This is a genomic window from Pseudomonas sp. BIC9C (assembly GCF_034541995.1).
Taxonomy (GTDB): domain Bacteria; phylum Pseudomonadota; class Gammaproteobacteria; order Pseudomonadales; family Pseudomonadaceae; genus Aquipseudomonas; species Aquipseudomonas fluorescens_CC.
Genome location: NZ_JAWDGM010000004.1, coordinates 528,153 through 546,270, shown reverse-complemented (window position 1 = coordinate 546,270; position 18,118 = coordinate 528,153). Strand labels below are relative to the sequence as shown.

The following is an 18,118-nucleotide window of genomic DNA, read 5'->3' as shown; positions in this document are numbered from 1 at the left end:
CATGGCCACTGCCGATACAACTCAATCTCCGGAAAACACCCAGGGCAATCCCAACTCGGGCAAGCGCAAATTCATGCTGTTGGTCCTCGCTGCCGCCGTCGTGCTCAGCGGCGCGGGCGTGTGGGCTTACCACGAGTTTTACGGGCGCTGGAGCGAAAGCACCGACGATGCCTATGTGAACGGCAATGTGGTGGAAATCACGCCGCTGGTCACCGGCACCGTGGTCAGCATCGGCGCCGATGACGGCGATCTGGTCCATGAAGGCCAGGTACTGGTGAACTTCGACCCGAACGACGCCGAAATCGGCCTGCAAAATGCCCAGGCCAATCTTGCGCGCACCGTGCGTCAGGTGCGCGGCTTGTACAGCGATGTAGATGGCATGAAGGCCCAGGTCAACGCGCAGAAAGCCGAAGTGCAAAAGGCCCAGGACAACTTCAGCCGGCGCAAGAACCTCGCCGCCGGCGGGGCGATTTCCCAGGAAGAACTGTCCCACGCCCGCGACGACCTGACCTCGGCGCAAAACGCCCTGGCCAACGCCGAGCAAAAGCTCAAGACCAGCAGTGCGCTGGTCGATGACACCGTGGTTTCATCGCACCCGGACGTGATGGCCGCCGCCGCGCAACTGCGCCAGGCCTATCTGAACAACTCGCGCAGCGTGCTGATTGCACCGGTCACCGGTTACGTCGCCAAACGCTCTGTACAACTGGGGCAACGGGTGCAGCCGGGCACCGCGCTGATGGCGGTTATCCCGCTGGATCAGCTGTGGATCGACGCCAACTTCAAGGAAACCCAGCTGCGTGACATGCGCATCGGCCAACCGGTGGAAATCGAGACTGACCTCTACGGCAGCAGCGTGAAATACAGCGGCACCATCGACAGCCTCGGCGCCGGAACCGGCAGCGCGTTTGCCCTGCTGCCGGCGCAGAACGCCACCGGCAACTGGATCAAGATCGTGCAGCGCGTGCCGGTGCGGATCCACGTCAACGCCGAGGAACTGGCCAAACATCCGCTGCGGGTCGGCCTGTCGACCATGGTCGATGTGGACCTGCACGACCAGAGCGGGCCGGTGCTGGCGCAACAGCCACCGCAGAAGGCGTCGTTCAGTACCAACGTCTATGACCGTCAGTTGGCCGAGGCCGACGCGATGATCACCCAGTTGATCCACGACAACAGCGCCGCGGTCAGCAAGACCGCGCAACGCTGATATGCCATTACATCGACCCTGTGGGAGCGGGCTTGCTCGCGAAGGCGGAGCGTCAGGCGACATCCATGTTGAATGTGCCGACCTCTTCGCGGGCAAGCCCGCTCCCACAGGGTTAGCTGCGCCCGACTGGTTTCAAAGGATTCGCCATGAGCAATAACGCGTCTTTCACACCGCCCAGCCTGTTGCTCAGCACCATCGGCCTGTCGCTGGCGACCTTCATGCAAGTGCTCGACACCACCATCGCCAACGTGGCGTTGCCGACGATCTCCGGCAACCTGGGCGTGAGTTCGGAGCAGGGCACCTGGGTGATCACCTCGTTTGCGGTGAGCAACGCCATCGCCTTGCCGCTGACCGGTTGGCTCAGTCGTCGTTTTGGCGAGGTGAAGCTGTTTGTCTGGGCGACGCTGCTGTTCGTGCTGGCCTCGTTTTTGTGCGGGATTTCCACGACCATGCCCGAGCTGGTGGGCTTTCGGGTACTGCAAGGGGTTGTAGCCGGGCCACTGTACCCGATGACCCAGACCCTGCTGATCGCGGTTTACCCCCCGGCGAAACGGGGACTGGCCCTGGCATTGCTGGCGATGGTCACGGTGGTCGCGCCGATTGCCGGGCCGATTCTCGGCGGCTGGATCACTGACAGTTACAGCTGGCCATGGATTTTCTTCATCAACGTGCCGATCGGCCTGTTCGCTGCCTGGGTGGTAACCCAGCAGATGAAAAAACGCCCGGTGGTCACCAGCCGCCAACCGATGGATTACGTCGGCTTGATCGCGCTGATCATCGGCGTCGGGGCGCTGCAGATAGTGCTCGACAAGGGCAACGATGCCGACTGGTTCGAATCGAGCTTCATCATTATCGGCTCGGTGATTTCGGTGGTGGCCCTGGCGTTCTTCGTGATCTGGGAAATGACCGACGAGCATCCGGTGGTCAACCTGCGCCTGTTTGCCCATCGCAATTTCCGTTACGGCACCATTGTGCTGATTCTGGGGTACGCCGGGTTCTTCGGGATCAACCTGATCCTGCCACAGTGGCTACAAACGCGATTGGGCTACACCGCGACCTGGGCCGGTTTTGCCGTGGCACCACTGGGGATCCTGCCGGTATTGCTGGCGCCGTTTGTCGGTAAATACGCACCGAAGTTCGATATGCGCGTGTTGGCGGGCGGGGCGTTCCTGGCCATCGGCCTGAGCTGTTTCATGCGCGCAGGCTTCACCAATGAAGTGGACTTCCAGCACATCGCGCTGGTGCAGTTGTTCATGGGAATCGGTGTGGCGCTGTTCTTCATGCCGACCTTGACGATCCTGCTGTCGGACCTGCCACCGAGCCAGATTGCCGACGGTTCCGGGCTGGCGACGTTTTTGCGGACCCTGGGCGGCAGTTTCGCGGCATCGTTGACCACCTGGATCTGGATTCGCCGGGCCGATCAACACCATGCCTACCTGACCGAAAGCATCACCCCGTTCGATCCGGCGACTCGCGAAGCGCTGACCCAACTGGGCGGGGCAGGGGCCAAGGCCTACACGCAGCTGGAGCAGACGGTGATCAGCCAGGCGTACATCATGTCCACGGTGGATTACTTCACCTTGCTGGGCTGGATGTTCCTGGGGCTGATCCTGATTGTCTGGCTGGCCAAGCCGCCGTTTACGGCGAAGGCGGGGCCTGCGGCCTCTGCCGGGCACTGACCAACACCGCAAGGCAAATGTGGGAGCGGGCTTGCTCGCGAAAGCGGTGGATCAGTCAAGACAGATGTCGACTGACACTCCCTCTTCGCGAGCAAGCCCGCTCCCACAGGTGATTTGTGTCTGGTCGTCAGTTAGCAGGTGCAGCTAACTGCGGCGGCGGAGTGAAATCAAACGGCGCCAGTGCAAACCCTTGTTCGTCGACCTGCAATGCCCACCCCTGACGATCCCAGTCCCCCAGCACAATGCGCCGGGCCGCCTGCTCGCCAAGCTGCAATTTGTGAATCGCGGGACGGTGGGTGTGGCCGTGGATCAGGGTTTTCACCCCGAATTGCTGCATGATCCGCGGAATCTCTTCGGGCGTGACATCGACGATGTCATTGGCCTTCATCCGCACTTGGGTTCGGCTTTCACTGCGCAGCTTGCGTGCCAGCTTGTGCCGGGTGCGCAGCGGCAGATTGCGCAGGATGAACAGCGTGAGGGGGTTACGCAGATAGCGGCGCAGCTTCATATAGCCCACGTCGCGGGTGCAGAGGCTGTCGCCGTGCATCAGCAGCACCGGCTCGCCGTTGAGTTGCACGACACTCGGGTCCTTCAACAATGTGCAGCCGGCTTCTTTGCAGAACGCCTTGCCGAGCATGAAGTCGCGATTGCCGTGCATCAGGAAAATGGCCGTGCCGCTGTCGCTGAGGTCGCGCAGGGCCTGGCAGATGGAACGCTGGAAGGGTGTCATGGCGTCGTCGCCAATCCACACCTCGAAGAAGTCGCCCAGAATGTACAACGCACTCGCCGAGCGGGCGCGTCCGGCGAGAAAATCCAGAAACGCCCGGGTGATGTCCGGGCGCTCCTCTTCCAGATGCAAGTCTGAAATCAGCAGTATCACTCAATGATCTCGGCTTTCTCGATGATCACGTCGTCTGCCGGCACGTCCTGATGGCCGGCCTTGGAAGTGGTGGCCACGCCTTTGATCTTGTCGACAACGTCGGTGCCTGCGGTCACTTTACCGAATACCGCGTAGCCCCAGCCTTGAACGTTCTTGCCGCTGTGGTTCAGGAAGCTGTTGTCCGCCACGTTGATGAAGAACTGTGCGGAAGCCGAATGCGGCTCCATGGTGCGGGCCATGGCGATGGTGTACTTGTCGTTGGAAAGACCGTTGTCAGCTTCGTTCTGGATGCTTGGACGCTTGTCTTTCTTTTCTTTCATGCCTGGCTCGAAACCGCCGCCCTGGATCATGAAGTTACCGATGACACGGTGGAAAACAGTGTTTTCGTAGTGACCGGCTTTAACGTACTCGACGAAGTTGGCCACGGTGATCGGGGCTTTTTCGGCGTTCAGTTCGAGGACGATGTCGCCGAAGTTGGTAGTCAGTTTGACTTGGGTCATGATCGTTACTCACTTGAGGAATTCGTGGTTTTGGGACATTCCATCCCGCAACCGGTTCAGCCTGTCTCGGCCAAGGTGCGCAGTTTAGCGTGACAGGCACGAATTTCGAGGCTGTTTTTTCATTTACGGCCCATTAAATGCGACGGTTTACAGAGTGCGCTCTGTCAGGGCCTTGACAGCATCGGCTATGATAGCGGCTTTGTTTTGTCCGGCCTTCATTACGGCCATGCACCTGTACGTTCAAGGATCCTATGAGCAAGCCCACTGTCGACCCTACCTCGAATGCCAAGACCGGCCCTGCCGTGCCGGTCAACTTCCTGCGGCCGATCATCCAGGCAGACCTGGACTCGGGCAAGCACACGCAAATCGTCACCCGTTTCCCGCCTGAACCCAACGGCTACCTGCACATCGGTCACGCCAAGTCGATCTGTGTGAACTTCGGTCTCGCCCAGGAGTTCGGCGGCGTCACGCACCTGCGTTTCGACGACACCAACCCGGCCAAGGAAGACCAGGAATACATCGACGCGATCGAAAGCGACGTCAAATGGCTGGGCTTCGAGTGGTCCGGTGAAGTGCGCTACGCCTCGCAGTATTTCGACCAGCTGCACGACTGGGCGGTAGAGCTGATCAAGTCCGGCAAGGCCTACGTCGATGACCTGACCCCTGAGCAGGCGAAGGAATACCGTGGCAGCCTGACCGAACCGGGCAAGAACAGCCCGTTCCGCGACCGTTCGGTGGAAGAGAACCTGGATCTGTTCGCGCGCATGAAGGCCGGCGAGTTCAAGGACGGCGCACGCGTGCTGCGGGCCAAGATCGACATGGCCTCGCCGAACATGAACCTGCGCGACCCGATCATGTATCGCATCCGCCACGCTCATCACCACCAGACCGGCGACAAGTGGTGCATCTACCCGAACTATGACTTCACCCACGGTCAGTCGGACGCCATCGAAGGCATCACTCACTCGATCTGCACCCTGGAATTCGAAAGCCACCGTCCGCTGTACGAGTGGTTCCTCGACAACCTGCCGGTGCCGGCCAACCCGCGCCAGTACGAGTTCAGCCGCCTGAACCTGAACTACACCATCACCAGCAAGCGCAAGCTCAAGCAGCTTGTGGACGAGGGCCACGTCAACGGCTGGGACGACCCGCGCATGTCCACGCTGTCGGGTTTCCGCCGCCGTGGCTACACGCCGAAATCGATCCGCAACTTCTGCGAAATGATCGGCACCAACCGTTCCGATGGCGTGGTCGACTTCGGCATGCTCGAATTCAGCATCCGTGACGACCTCGACCACAGCGCCCCGCGTGCCATGTGCGTGCTGCGTCCGCTGAAAGTCGTGATCACCAACTACCCGGAAGGCCAGGTCGAGAACCTCGAGCTGCCGTGCCACCCGAAAGAAGACATGGGCGTGCGCGCGTTGCCGTTCGCGCGTGAAATCTACATCGACCGTGACGACTTCATGGAAGAGCCGCCGAAGGGCTACAAGCGCCTGGAGCCGGCCGGTGAAGTGCGTCTGCGTGGCAGCTACGTGATCCGTGCCGACGAAGCGATCAAGGACGCCGATGGCAATATCGTCGAACTGCGCTGCTCGTACGATCCGGACACCCTGGGCAAGAATCCGGAAGGTCGCAAGGTCAAAGGCGTGATCCACTGGGTTCCGGCCGCGGCCAGTGTCGAGTGCGAAGTGCGCCTGTACGATCGTCTGTTCCGTTCTCCGAACCCGGAGAAGGCCGAAGACAGCGCCAGTTTCCTGGACAACATCAACCCTGACTCGCTGCAGGTACTCACCGGTTGTCGTGCTGAACCCTCGCTGGGCAATGCACAGCCGGAAGACCGTTTCCAGTTCGAGCGCGAAGGTTACTTCGTCGCTGATCTCAAGGACTCGAAACCAGGTCAGCCGGTATTCAACCGTACCGTGACCCTGCGTGATTCGTGGGGCCAGTGATTCAAGGAAGTTAACGTGCTTACGATTTACAACACGCTCACCAAGAGCAAAGAAGTCTTCAAGCCGCTCGATGGCAACAAGGTGCGCATGTACGTGTGCGGCATGACCGTGTACGACTACTGCCACCTCGGCCACGGCCGCAGCATGGTCGCGTTCGACCTGGTGACGCGCTGGCTGCGCTTTAGCGGCTACGATCTGACTTATGTGCGCAATATCACCGACATTGACGACAAGATCATCAATCGGGCCAACGAGAACGGCGAGTCGTTCGAAGCCTTGACCGAGCGCATGATCGCGGCGATGCACGAAGATGAAGCGCGCCTGAACATCAAGAAACCGGACATGGAGCCGCGTGCCACTGACCACATCCCGGGCATGCATGCGATGATCCAGACCCTGATCGACAAGGGCTATGCCTACGCCCCGGGCAATGGCGACGTGTACTACCGCGTCGGCAAGTTCATGGGCTACGGCAAGTTGTCGCGCAAGAAGATCGAAGACCTGCGCATCGGCGCCCGCATCGAAGTCGACGAGTCGAAGCAGGACCCGCTGGACTTCGTGCTGTGGAAAGCCGCCAAGCCGGGCGAGCCGAGCTGGGAATCGCCGTGGGGCGCCGGGCGTCCGGGCTGGCACATCGAATGCTCGGTGATGTCCACCTGCTGCCTGGGCGAAACTTTCGATATTCATGGCGGTGGCAGCGACCTTGAGTTCCCGCACCACGAAAACGAAATCGCCCAGAGTGAAGCGGCCACTGGCAAGACTTACGCCAACGCGTGGATGCATTGCGGCATGATCCGCATCAATGGCGAGAAGATGTCCAAGTCCTTGAACAACTTCTTCACCATCCGCGACGTGCTCGACAAGTACCACCCGGAAGTCGTGCGTTACCTGCTGGTATCGAGCCACTACCGCAGCGCCATCAACTACTCGGAAGACAACCTCAAGGACGCCAAGGGCGCCCTGGAGCGTTTCTACCACGCGTTGAAAGGCCTGCCGAACGTGGCGCCGGCGGGCGGCGAAGCCTTCGTCGAGCGCTTCACCCAGGTGATGAACGACGACTTCGGCACGCCGGAAGCCTGCGCGGTGCTGTTCGAGATGGTCCGCGAGATCAACCGCCTGCGCGAGAGCGATCTGAACGCAGCGGCCGGTCTGGCAGCCCGTTTGAAAGAACTGGCCAGTGTGCTGGGTGTGTTGCAACTGGAAGCCGATGACTTCCTGCAGGCCGGTGCCGAAGGGCGGGTGGATGCCGCGCAAGTCGAGGCGCTGATTGCCGCGCGCCTGGCGGCACGTGCCGGCAAGGACTGGGCCGAATCCGACCGCATCCGCGACCAGCTCACCGCCATGGGCGTGGTGCTGGAAGACGGCAAGGGCGGCACGACCTGGCGTCTGGCTGACTGACAGCTGTAATGCTTAAAAACAAAACCCGCCTTGTGCGGGTTTTTGTTTTTTGGAGTGGTCGATAATTCTGCAGTGACAGGACAGGCGCCTTCGCGGGCAAGCCCGCTCCCACAGTGTCCGTGTCGTACACAAAATCCGTGGGCACCGCTGAACCTGTGGGAGCGGGCTTGCCCGCGATGGTCTCAAGCCAAACACAAAAGGTGAGGTCCTCCCGTCATTCCGACTGGCGCAGACGTTTGTAAAGGGTATTACGGCTTACTCCGAGCCTGCGCGCCAGATGGGAAATATTCCCCCCAACCGCCTGTAACTGCCGATTCAACTCCTCGGCATCATCAAGATCAACCGCCAGTGGTTCTTGCGACTCCACCGGCTCCATCTCCAGGTCGACAAAAAAATCATCCGGTAAATGCTCCGGCCGTACCGGCTGCTCCTCGGCCATGGCCAAGGCCACCTGAATCACACTGCTGACCTGGCGCAGGTTGCCCGGCCAGGGATGGCGGTCGAACAACTCCAGTACCTCTCGGCTCAAACCGGCCCACTGGCTCGGCTCCCGGTGCTGCTCCCATAGACGTTTGAAGAGCGCCTGCTTGTCGCTGCGCTCGCGTAGCGGTGGCAGTTCAGGGTCAAACCGCCGATGCGGTAGTACAAATCCTCGCGGAAACGTCCCAGCTGTACCTGTTCGCGCAATGAGCGGTTGGTGGCGGAGATAATCCGCAGGTCTACCGGGAACAACTCGCTGCTACCGACCGGTTGCACGCAACGCTCCTGCAACACCCGCAACAGTCGCGCCTGTGTTGGCAGCGGCATGTCGCCGATTTCGTCGAGGAACAACGTACCTTTGTCGGCCTTGCGGATCAGCCCGATACTGCCTTTCTGGTTGGCCCCGGTGAACGCGCCTTTCTCATAACCGAACAACTCGGATTCCACCAGTTCGGCGGGGATCGCTGCGCAGTTGACGGCAATGAACGCTTGTTTGCTGCGCGAGCTGGCCAGGTGCAAGGCTTTGACGAAAACTTCCTTGCCGACCCCGGTTTCACCGTGGATCAACAGCGGGATGTCTTTTTCCAGCAGGCGTTCGGCCTGGCGCACGGCTTTTTCCACGCGGCTGTCGCCGAAGTGCAAGGTATTGAGGCTGATCGCCGCCGGTGTCGGGTTCGTCACCGCAGGTTCGGCGAACAGCCGCGGCTGGATCGGAACCTGCTTCGGCCTTTTCAGCAGGCACTGGAAGCGATTGCGTCCCGAGGCTTGCAGGGAGAAGGGCAGGCCTTCGGGTTGATTCAACAGCTCCAGCAACGAAACCTTGAACAGGCTCTCGACACTGACCCGCGACAGGCTGATGCCCAGCAGATTGTCGGCCCGGCGGTTGGCCGACAGTACCTGGCCGGTTTCATCGAAAATCAGCAAGCCGGCCCATTGGCTGTCGAGGTTGTTAAGGCCGGTATTGAAGGTCAGTTGGAAATGCTGGCCATGGAACAGGTTGAGGATCAGCCTGTTCTCCACGGTCTGGCTCATCATCTTGACCATGCCCAGAGTGTGGGATGGCGGCAGATAGCTGTCACTGGACACGTCCAGCACCGCAATCACTTTGCGCTCGGCATCGAAAATCGGCGCGGCGGAACCGGTCATGAAGCGGTTGGCCTTGAGGAAATGTTCGTCGTGCTCAATGTGCACGGCTTGTTCACAGGCCAGGGCGGTGCCAATGGCGTTGGTCCCGGTGCAGCGTTCCATCCAGCTGGCGCCGGCGCTGAAGCCCCGGGCCAGTTTGGGTTCGATGAAGCGCTGTGTTCCCCATGACGTGAGCACCTGGCCCTGATGGTCGGCGAGCATGATCAGGCAATTGGAATTGCTGAGGATGTTCTCGTAGTAAGGCAGTACTTCCTGATGGGTGGTTTGCACAAGTGACTGCTGGCTCTCCAGCAGTTGCGTGATGCCCGCGGCCGGCAATTGGTCGAAGGCCGGCGTGCTCTGATGACTGAGGCCGAACGCGCGACAACGGGACCAGGAGTCCTGGATGATGGCGTCGTGGGACAGCGGCGAGGCGGGTGCGGCCATGGCAGTCGATCTCTGAGCAAACTTTTATTGTTGTTATGGATACTTCAATTACACATGGCGCCCTGTCCTGTGTAGGAGCGAGCTTGCTCGCGATGGACGTTAACGATGACGAGGGCTGTCTGAAGGAACGAGGCGACGTCACGTCCATCGCGAGCAAGCTCGCTCCTACAAAGGCCGGAAAACGGTTTGTAGAGTGTTGTTCACTAATGTTCATTGTCAACCGTTGAAGTGTTCAGTTGTTCAGTCGCAGTTGTTCATTTGTGTTCAGCAACGAACGTGACTCCCTGGTCATTTTCAGGAATTTCAAACCAAATCAATCGTTTGCAATTTATGGCACAAATGTCGCTATACAGCTCCGGTCGCTTGATTCCAAAAACAAAAAAGGCCGAGCCATGTCATTAACCCTGGAGCATGTCAGCCGTACCGTCGAGGGCCAGACCTGGATCGACGATGCCAATCTGAGTTTCGAACCCGGTTCCTTCAACGTTTTGCTCGGGCGCACGCTGTCCGGCAAAACCAGCCTGATGCGCTTGATGGCCGGGCTGGACAAGCCCGACAGTGGTCGCATCCTGATGAATGGCGTCGATGTCACCCAACGCCCGGTGCGCTTGCGCAACGTGTCGATGGTGTATCAGCAGTTCATCAATTACCCGACCATGACCGTCTTCGACAACATCGCCTCACCGCTGCGCCAGGCCGGTGTGTCCAGCGAGCTGATCCAGAACAAGGTGCTGGAAACCGCGAAGATGCTGCGCATCGAGAAGTTCCTCCAGCGCCATCCCCTCGAACTCTCCGGCGGCCAGCAACAACGCACGGCCATGGCCCGGGCGCTGGTCAAGGATGCCGAATTGATCCTGTTCGACGAGCCGCTGGTCAACCTCGACTACAAATTGCGCGAAGAGCTGCGTCAGGAAATGCGCGAGCTGTTCAAGGCGCGTCATACCATCGCGATCTACGCCACCACCGAACCCAACGAAGCCCTGGCCCTGGGCGGCACCACGACCATTCTTCACGAAGGCCGGGTGATCCAGAGTGGCCAGTCTTCCTCGGTCTATCACCAGCCGCAATCGGTGCTGGCGGCGGAGCTGTTCTCCGAGCCGCCGATCAACCTGATGCCGGGACGCATTGCCGGCAACGAAGTGAGTTTTGCCAACTTCGTGCACTTTCCGTTGAACGTCGATTTGCGTCCGGTGGGCGAGGGCGAGTTTCGCTTTGGCGTGCGGCCCAGCCATATCTCGCTGGTGCCGAGCAACGACGATGATCTTGAACTGGCGGTGACCGTCGAGGTGGCCGAGATCAGCGGCTCGGAAACCTTCCTGCACGTGCGCAACGAGCATTTCCTGCTGGTACTGCACTTGCCCGGTGTCCACGAATACGACGTCGATGCGCCGATCCGCATCTACATCCCGACCCATAAACTGTTTGTGTTCGATACGCAGGGGCGGCTGGTGCAGGCGCCGGGCCAGCGTATCGCGAGGGTTGCCTGATGGCCGAAATCCGTTTGCAGAACCTCGCCCACAGCTACACCAGGACCCCGGTGGGACCTGAGGACTACGCGATTCGCGAGATGGACCACATTTGGGAGCAGGGCGGCGCCTACGCGTTGCTCGGTCCGTCGGGCTGCGGCAAGTCGACCTTGCTCAACATCATTTCCGGGCTGCTCAGCCCGTCCCAGGGCCATGTGCTGTTCGACGGCAAGGCAGTCAACAACCTGACCCCGGAGAAGCGCAACATTGCCCAGGTTTTCCAGTTTCCGGTGGTCTACGACACCATGACGGTGTTCGACAACCTGGCCTTCCCCTTGCGTAACCAGGGCATGGCCGAGGCGAAGATTCACACCAAGGTGCAGGAAATTGCCGAAGTCCTCGACCTTCAGAATCTGCTGAGCAAAAAGGCTCGCAACCTCACCGCCGACGAAAAACAGAAAGTCTCCATGGGCCGTGGACTGGTGCGCGATGACGTGTCGGCGATCCTGTTCGACGAACCGCTGACGGTGATCGACCCGCACCTGAAGTGGAAACTGCGGCGCAAGCTCAAGCAGATCCACGAGCAGTTCAACATCACCATGGTCTACGTCACCCACGATCAGCTGGAAGCGTCGACCTTCGCCGACAAGATCGCGGTGATGTACGGCGGGCAGATTGTGCAGTTCGGCACACCAAGGGAATTGTTCGAGCGGCCGAGCCACACCTTTGTCGGCTACTTCATTGGCAGCCCGGGGATGAACCTGATCGAAGTGCAGCCGCAACCGGGGGGTGTCGGGTTCGCCTCGACCCGGCTGCCGCTGTCCGAGGCCATGCAACAGCGTATCGCCGAATCCGAATGGAAAACCCTGAAGGTCGGCATTCGCCCGGAGTTCGTCCATGTGTGGGACGAAGCCTTTGATGACGCGTTGCGGGCACAGGTCGTACACGTCGAAGACCTGGGCACCTACAAGATCATGACCCTCAACCTCGACGGCGTGCCGCTGAAGGTGCGCCTGGCCGAAGACAAACCGGTGCCGCAAGGCACGGCCTTCATCAGTTTTCCGGCGCAATGGCTGATGGTCTACGCCGACGAATTCCTCCTGGAAACCCAAAGCATTAATGAAGCGTCTGCCAACAAAAAAGAGGCACAGCCATGAACAAGGTGCAGAACAACAAGGCCTGGTGGCTGGTGTTGCCGGTGTTCCTGCTGGTGGCATTCAGTGCGGTGATCCCGATGATGACCGTGGTCAACTATTCGGTGCAGGACATTTTCGACCAGTCCAGCCGCTATTTCGTCGGCGCCGACTGGTACAAGCAGGTACTGCTCGACCCGAGGCTGCATGACTCGCTGCTGCGTCAGTTCATCTATTCCGCCTGTGTGCTGCTGATCGAAATCCCTTTGGGCATTGCCATAGCCCTGACCATGCCGACCAAGGGCCGCTGGTCTTCGGTGGTGTTGATCGTGCTGGCGATCCCGTTGCTGATTCCGTGGAACGTGGTGGGCACCATCTGGCAGATCTTCGGCCGCGCCGATATCGGCCTGCTCGGTTCGAGCCTCAATGCCATGGGCATCAGCTACAACTATGCGGCGAGCACCATGGACGCCTGGGTCACCGTGCTGGTGATGGACGTCTGGCACTGGACCTCGCTGGTGGCGCTGTTGTGCTTCTCCGGGTTGCGGGCGATTCCGGATGTGTATTACCAGGCGGCACGGATCGACCGTGCCTCGGCCTGGGCGGTGTTCCGGCATATCCAGTTGCCCAAGCTCAAGAGTGTGCTGCTGATCGCTGTGATGCTGCGGTTCATGGACAGTTTCATGATCTACACCGAGCCGTTCGTACTCACGGGCGGCGGTCCGGGCAATGCCACGACCTTCCTCAGCCAGACCCTGACCCAGATGGCCGTAGGGCAATTCGACCTGGGGCCGGCAGCGGCATTCTCGCTGGTGTACTTCCTGATCATCCTGTTGGTGTCCTGGCTGTTCTACACCGCCATGACTCACTCTGACGCCAACCGCTGAGGCCCGCCATGAGCAAGAGAAAGCTGGTTCCACTGCTGCTCTACATCCTGTTCCTGCTGGTGCCCATCTACTGGCTGCTGAACATGTCGTTCAAGAGCAACACCGAAATCCTCGGCGGCCTGACGCTGTTTCCGCAGGATTTCACCTTCCACAACTACAAGGTGATCTTCACCGACCCGAGCTGGTACACCGGCTACCTCAACTCGCTGTACTACGTGAGCCTGAACACGATCATTTCCCTGAGCGTGGCACTGCCGGCGGCCTATGCGTTCTCGCGCTATCGCTTCCTCGGCGACAAGCACCTGTTCTTCTGGCTGCTGACCAACCGCATGGCGCCACCGGCGGTGTTCCTGTTGCCGTTCTTCCAGCTGTATTCATCGATCGGGTTGTTCGACACCCACATTGCCGTGGCCCTGGCCCACTGCCTGTTCAACGTGCCGCTGGCGGTGTGGATTCTCGAAGGCTTCATGTCCGGCGTGCCCAAGGAAATCGACGAAACCGCCTACATCGATGGCTACAGCTTTCCCAAGTTCTTCGTGAAGATTTTCATCCCGCTGATCGGCTCCGGCATCGGCGTCACGGCGTTCTTCTGCTTCATGTTTTCCTGGGTCGAACTGCTGTTGGCGCGCACCCTCACTTCGGTGAACGCCAAGCCGATCGCAGCGGTGATGACCCGCACTGTCTCGGCATCCGGTATCGACTGGGGCGTACTGGCGGCGGCGGGGGTGTTGACCATCCTGCCGGGCATGCTGGTGATCTGGTTTGTTCGCAACCACGTGGCCAAGGGCTTTGCCCTGGGCCGGGTATGAGGAACTGATGATGGAATGGATGAGTTGGACCGTCCCCACGACGGCGTTCTTCGGCGTCATTGCCTTGATCCTGGTGGGCATGACCACCTGGGAGTTGCGTTCGCCGAGTGTGCTTCGGCGAGGTTTCCTGCCGATTGCCACCACCCGTGGCGATCGGTTGTTTATCGGTCTTCTCGGCAGCGCCTACCTGCATTTGCTGGTAATCGGCGTCACCGACTGGAGCATCTGGGTCGCTTTCGCGTTGTCCCTGGTGTGGCTGTTGGCTGTGATGCGTTGGGGCTAGTCGAGTCGCTCGGCAATGTTGCTCCGAAATCCCATACAGGAGGTCTCTATGTTCGACAAAAACAATAAGCTGCGACATAGCATTTCATTGGCAGCCATGCTGGCACTCAGTGGGTTGAGCGCAGCGGCCTGGGCCGATGCCTATGAAGACGCTGCGAAGAAATGGATTGGCAGCGAGTTCAAGCCATCCACCCTGACGGCCGATCAGCAACTGGCGGAATTGAAGTGGTTCATCAAGGCCGCCGAGCCGTTCCGCGGGATGGACATCAAGGTCGTCTCGGAAACCATCGCCACCCACGAGTACGAGTCCAAGGTGCTGGCCAAGGCCTTCACCGAGATCACCGGGATCAAAGTCACCCACGACCTGCTGCAGGAAGGCGACGTGGTGGAAAAACTGCAGACCGTGATGCAATCGGACAAGAGCATCTATGACGGCTGGGTCAACGACTCGGACCTGATCGGCACGCACTTTCGCTACGGCAAGACCGAAGCGATCACCGACCTGATGGCCAATGAGGGCAAGGACTTCACCTCGCCGACCCTGGACCTCAAGGATTTCATCGGCCTTTCTTTCACCACCGCGCCCGACGGCAAGCTCTATCAACTGCCCGACCAACAGTTCGCCAACCTCTATTGGTTCCGCGCCGACTGGTTCGAGCGCGCGGACCTCAAGGCCAAGTTCAAGGAAAAGTACGGCTATGAGTTGGGCGTGCCGGTGAACTGGTCGGCCTATGAAGACATTGCCAAGTTCTTCAGCGAAGACGTCAAGGAAATCGACGGCAAGCGGGTCTACGGGCACATGGACTACGGCAAGAAAGACCCGTCCCTGGGCTGGCGCTTCACCGATGCCTGGTTCTCCATGGCCGGTGGCGGCGACAAGGGCATTCCCAACGGCTTGCCGGTGGACGAGTGGGGCATTCGTGTCGAGGACTGCCACCCGGTGGGTTCCAGCGTGACCCGCGGCGGCGACACCAACGGTCCGGCGGCGGTCTTTGCCACCACCAAGTACGTCGACTGGCTGAAGAAGTACGCGCCACCGGAAGCGGCGGGCATGACCTTCTCCGAATCGGGTCCGGTGCCATCCCAGGGCAGCATCGCCCAGCAGATTTTCTGGTACACCGCCTTTACCGCCGACATGACCAAACCGGGCCTGGCGGTGATGAACGCCGACGGCACGCCGAAATGGCGCATGGCGCCGTCGCCGCGTGGTCCGTACTGGGAAGAGGGCATGAAGCTGGGCTATCAGGACGTGGGCTCCTGGACCTTCATGAAGTCCACGCCTGAGAAGCAGAAACTGGCGGCCTGGCTGTACGCGCAGTTCGTGACCTCGAAGACCGTATCGCTGAAGAAAACCATCGTTGGCCTGACACCGATCCGCGAGTCGGACATCAACTCGCAAGCCATGACCGACCTGGCACCGAAACTCGGTGGCCTGGTGGAGTTCTATCGCAGCCCGGCCCGTGTGCAATGGACCCCGACCGGGACCAACGTGCCGGATTATCCGCGTCTGGCGCAGCTGTGGTGGAGCCACATCGCCGAAGCCGCCAGCGGCGACAAGACCCCGCAACAGGCACTGGACGGTCTGGCCAAGGATCAGGATGCAATCATGACCCGTCTGGAACGTTCGAAAGCCCAAGCCACCTGCGCGCCGAAAATGAATCCCGAGCGCGATGCGCAATACTGGTTCGATCAGCCGGGCGCACCGAAGCCGAAACTGGCCAACGAAAAGCCGAAAGGCGAAACCGTAAGCTACAACGAGCTGCTCAAATCGTGGGCGGATGCGCGTAAGTAATCGTCTGTAATGTGAAACGCGAACGGCACCGAAAGGTGCCGTTTTACTTTGTGCCTGTTCCACCGCCATCGCGGGCAAGCCCGCTCCCACAGGTTTAGTGCCTGCTCCGGTTCCTGTGTTCACCACAGAACACTGTGGGAGCGGGCTTGCCCGCGATGGGGCCATTCCAGACAACAAACTTCCCCAGCCGAACAAACATCTGTCAGAAGTACCGGGTGTAGACCAGAACTCTCAATTTTGGGCGCCTTCGATATCATCAAGCATGTCATCAGGCAGTGGCGCATCGAAGTCTTCCGGAAGCACCAGTTTGGCTTTCATTGTTCCTATACGTTGGTTACAGGGCTTAGCAGCACTCAGGCGCTCAGCAGCCAGAGCATCAATGCCCTCTAGCAGTTCGGAAAATATGTCACGGTTCATTGTTTGTTCTCGCATTGATTTTCGTATCCAGCAATCCTCCAAGGTAGAACCAGCTACCCAAGCCTGGATGTAGGACGAGGCGGGTAATTCAGCGAGAGCTTTCCGGTATTTCAGAAGGAGGGAGAACGGCGGTAACTAATCCTGCAAACGCAAAAACGGCACCCGAAGGTGCCGTTTCTGTTTGCTACCAAGTGTCGCTAAGCGATCAACCCGCCAGGCCCGACTGTTGAACCAGGTTAAGCAGCGGTTGTGGGTACAGGCCGAGGAAGAACGCCAATACTGCGATGGCCAGCAGCATCACGCCGCCTGCCTTCTGTTCCCAGTGCAGTTGAGCGTCGACGCGGCGCAGGTTTGGCTCGATCAGGTACAGGGTGACCATGACGCGCAGGTAGTAGAACACGCCGATGGCGCTGCCCAGTACCAGGGAACCAACCAACCACCATTGGTGCGACTCGACACCGGTGGCGATGATGTAGAACTTGCCGATGAAGCCCGCGGTCAGCGGGATACCGGCCAGGGACAGCATCATCACGGTCAGCACGGCGGTCAGGTACGGACGGCGCCAGAACAGGCCGCGGTATTCGTACAGGGCGTCTGCGTCACGGCCTTTGTATGGCGAGGACATCAGGGTGATCACGCCGAAGGCGCCGAGGCTGGTGATCACGTAGGTGACCAGGTATACGCCGATGGCTTCCACGGCCAGGCCCTTGCTCGCCACCAGGGCGATCAGCAGGTAACCGAAGTGAGCGATGGACGAGTAACCCAGCAAACGCTTGAGGTTGCTCTGGGTCAAGGCCAGCAGGTTACCGAACAGGATCGACGCGATGGCGATGATGGTCAGCACGTTGCTCAGCACGCCGCTGCTCGCAGCAGGGGAGATCTGGAACAGGCGCACCATCACTGCAAACACGGCAACCTTGGAAGCGGTCGCCAGGAACGCTGCTACCGGTGCCGGAGCGCCTTCGTAAACGTCCGGAGTCCAGAGGTGGAAAGGTACCAGCGACAGCTTGAACGCCAGGCCGATCAGCATCATGCCCAGGCCCAGTTGCGCCAGCGAGCTTGGCAGGCCGGTAGCCGCCAGCGCCTGGCCGATGCCGACGAAGCTCAGGGAGCCGGCGTCAGCGTAGAGCAGGGCCATGCCGAACAACAGGAACGCGGAACCGGCCGCCGACAGCACCATGTACTTGATACCGGCTTCCAGCGAGCGCTTGTTGAAGAAGGCATAGGCCACCAGACCGTAGACCGGCACCGACAGCAGTTCCAGACCGACGAACAACCCGGCCAGGTGCTGTGCGCTGACCAGCACCAGGCCACCGGCGGCGGCCATCAGGATCAGCAGGTACAGTTCTTCGCGGTTGCCCGGGTAACCCGTGCCGCCATCGCCGAGGTAGGCGTGGGCGAGGGTCACACAAGCGAGGGTGGCGACCAGGATCAGCGCCATGTACAAGCAAGCGAAGCTATCGATTTGCAGCAGTGGAGTCACAGCCAGCGGCGCGACCTTCAAGGCTGGCAGGATCGACAGCAACGCCAGGTTCAGACCCGCCACCGACAGCAGGAAGGTCTGGGAGTGGTTGCGGCGCCAGGCAATTGCCAGCATCACCACGATGATCGTGGCGCTGGTAATCAACAGCGGCGCTAGCGCGATAAAGTGTTGAGTCGTGAATTCCATA

14 protein-coding genes and 1 pseudogene are annotated in these 18,118 nt (G+C 60.1%); 10 read left to right on the top strand and 5 right to left on the bottom strand.

The window, feature by feature from the left end:
- Position 1 precedes the first annotated feature (1 nt).
- Both RS887_RS20395 and RS887_RS20390 read left to right on the top strand, forming a co-directional pair.
- Positions 2 to 1,204, top strand: a complete 1,203-nt coding sequence (locus tag RS887_RS20395) for an HlyD family efflux transporter periplasmic adaptor subunit (protein ID WP_322616750.1) — start codon at positions 2 to 4, stop codon at positions 1,202 to 1,204.
- Between the two features lie 146 nt (positions 1,205 to 1,350).
- Positions 1,351 to 2,883, top strand: coding sequence for a DHA2 family efflux MFS transporter permease subunit (locus RS887_RS20390; RefSeq protein ID WP_322616749.1), 1,533 nt, complete (start codon positions 1,351 to 1,353; stop codon positions 2,881 to 2,883).
- Positions 2,884 to 3,010: 127 nt separating this feature from the next.
- On the opposite strand, the gene lpxH is transcribed toward RS887_RS20390, so the two are convergent.
- Positions 3,011 to 3,763 (bottom strand): UDP-2,3-diacylglucosamine diphosphatase, encoded by a 753-nt coding sequence (gene lpxH / locus RS887_RS20385; protein WP_322616748.1) that lies wholly within the window; start codon positions 3,761 to 3,763, stop codon positions 3,011 to 3,013.
- Positions 3,760 to 4,263 carry a peptidylprolyl isomerase gene (locus RS887_RS20380; RefSeq protein ID WP_008020681.1) on the bottom strand — a complete coding sequence of 168 codons (504 nt, stop codon included), beginning with the start codon at positions 4,261 to 4,263 and terminating at the stop codon, positions 3,760 to 3,762. Before RS887_RS20380 ends, lpxH begins: the two co-directional genes overlap by 4 nt.
- Before the next feature lie 251 nt (positions 4,264 to 4,514).
- Between RS887_RS20380 and RS887_RS20375 the strand changes: the two genes are divergently transcribed.
- Both RS887_RS20375 and cysS read left to right on the top strand, forming a co-directional pair.
- Positions 4,515 to 6,212: a glutamine--tRNA ligase/YqeY domain fusion protein gene (locus tag RS887_RS20375; protein WP_322616747.1), complete on the top strand. Its 1,698-nt coding sequence runs from the start codon at positions 4,515 to 4,517 to the stop codon at positions 6,210 to 6,212.
- 15 nt (positions 6,213 to 6,227) lie between these two features.
- Positions 6,228 to 7,610 carry a cysteine--tRNA ligase gene (gene cysS / locus RS887_RS20370; RefSeq protein WP_322616746.1) on the top strand — a complete coding sequence of 461 codons (1,383 nt, stop codon included), beginning with the start codon at positions 6,228 to 6,230 and terminating at the stop codon, positions 7,608 to 7,610.
- Positions 7,611 to 7,824: 214 nt separating this feature from the next.
- On the opposite strand, the pseudogene RS887_RS20365 reads toward cysS, so the two are convergent.
- Positions 7,825 to 9,662 (bottom strand): annotated as a pseudogene (locus tag RS887_RS20365) (sigma-54-dependent Fis family transcriptional regulator).
- Between the two features lie 392 nt (positions 9,663 to 10,054).
- Here RS887_RS20365 and RS887_RS20360 point away from each other — a divergent pair.
- The 6 genes from RS887_RS20360 to RS887_RS20335 are packed head-to-tail and all read left to right on the top strand — an operon-like array spanning position 10,055 to position 16,031.
- Positions 10,055 to 11,149 (top strand): ABC transporter ATP-binding protein, encoded by a 1,095-nt coding sequence (locus RS887_RS20360; RefSeq protein ID WP_322616745.1) that lies wholly within the window; start codon positions 10,055 to 10,057, stop codon positions 11,147 to 11,149.
- Positions 11,149 to 12,285 carry an ABC transporter ATP-binding protein gene (locus RS887_RS20355; protein WP_322616744.1) on the top strand — a complete coding sequence of 379 codons (1,137 nt, stop codon included), beginning with the start codon at positions 11,149 to 11,151 and terminating at the stop codon, positions 12,283 to 12,285. The genes RS887_RS20360 and RS887_RS20355 overlap by 1 nt, the downstream gene beginning before the upstream one ends.
- Positions 12,282 to 13,148, top strand: a complete 867-nt coding sequence (locus RS887_RS20350) for a carbohydrate ABC transporter permease (protein ID WP_008020692.1) — start codon at positions 12,282 to 12,284, stop codon at positions 13,146 to 13,148. Before RS887_RS20355 ends, RS887_RS20350 begins: the two co-directional genes overlap by 4 nt.
- A gap of 8 nt (positions 13,149 to 13,156) precedes the next feature.
- The gene (locus RS887_RS20345; protein ID WP_085718305.1) at positions 13,157 to 13,957 is read left to right on the top strand and encodes a carbohydrate ABC transporter permease; all 801 of its coding nucleotides are present in this window, start codon (positions 13,157 to 13,159) and stop codon (positions 13,955 to 13,957) included.
- A 10-nt stretch (positions 13,958 to 13,967) separates the two neighbouring features.
- Positions 13,968 to 14,240: a DUF2160 domain-containing protein gene (locus RS887_RS20340; protein ID WP_057399940.1), complete on the top strand. Its 273-nt coding sequence runs from the start codon at positions 13,968 to 13,970 to the stop codon at positions 14,238 to 14,240.
- A 48-nt stretch (positions 14,241 to 14,288) separates the two neighbouring features.
- On the top strand, positions 14,289 to 16,031 hold the full coding sequence (locus RS887_RS20335) for an ABC transporter substrate-binding protein (protein ID WP_322616743.1): 1,743 nt from the start codon (positions 14,289 to 14,291) through the stop codon (positions 16,029 to 16,031).
- Between the two features lie 231 nt (positions 16,032 to 16,262).
- Here the strand turns inward: RS887_RS20335 and RS887_RS20330 are convergent, their stop codons facing one another.
- Positions 16,263 to 16,448: a hypothetical protein gene (locus RS887_RS20330; protein WP_322616742.1), complete on the bottom strand. Its 186-nt coding sequence runs from the start codon at positions 16,446 to 16,448 to the stop codon at positions 16,263 to 16,265.
- A 205-nt stretch (positions 16,449 to 16,653) separates the two neighbouring features.
- Positions 16,654 to 18,117 carry an NADH-quinone oxidoreductase subunit NuoN gene (gene nuoN, locus RS887_RS20325; protein WP_008020698.1) on the bottom strand — a complete coding sequence of 488 codons (1,464 nt, stop codon included), beginning with the start codon at positions 18,115 to 18,117 and terminating at the stop codon, positions 16,654 to 16,656.
- Position 18,118 lies beyond the last annotated feature (1 nt).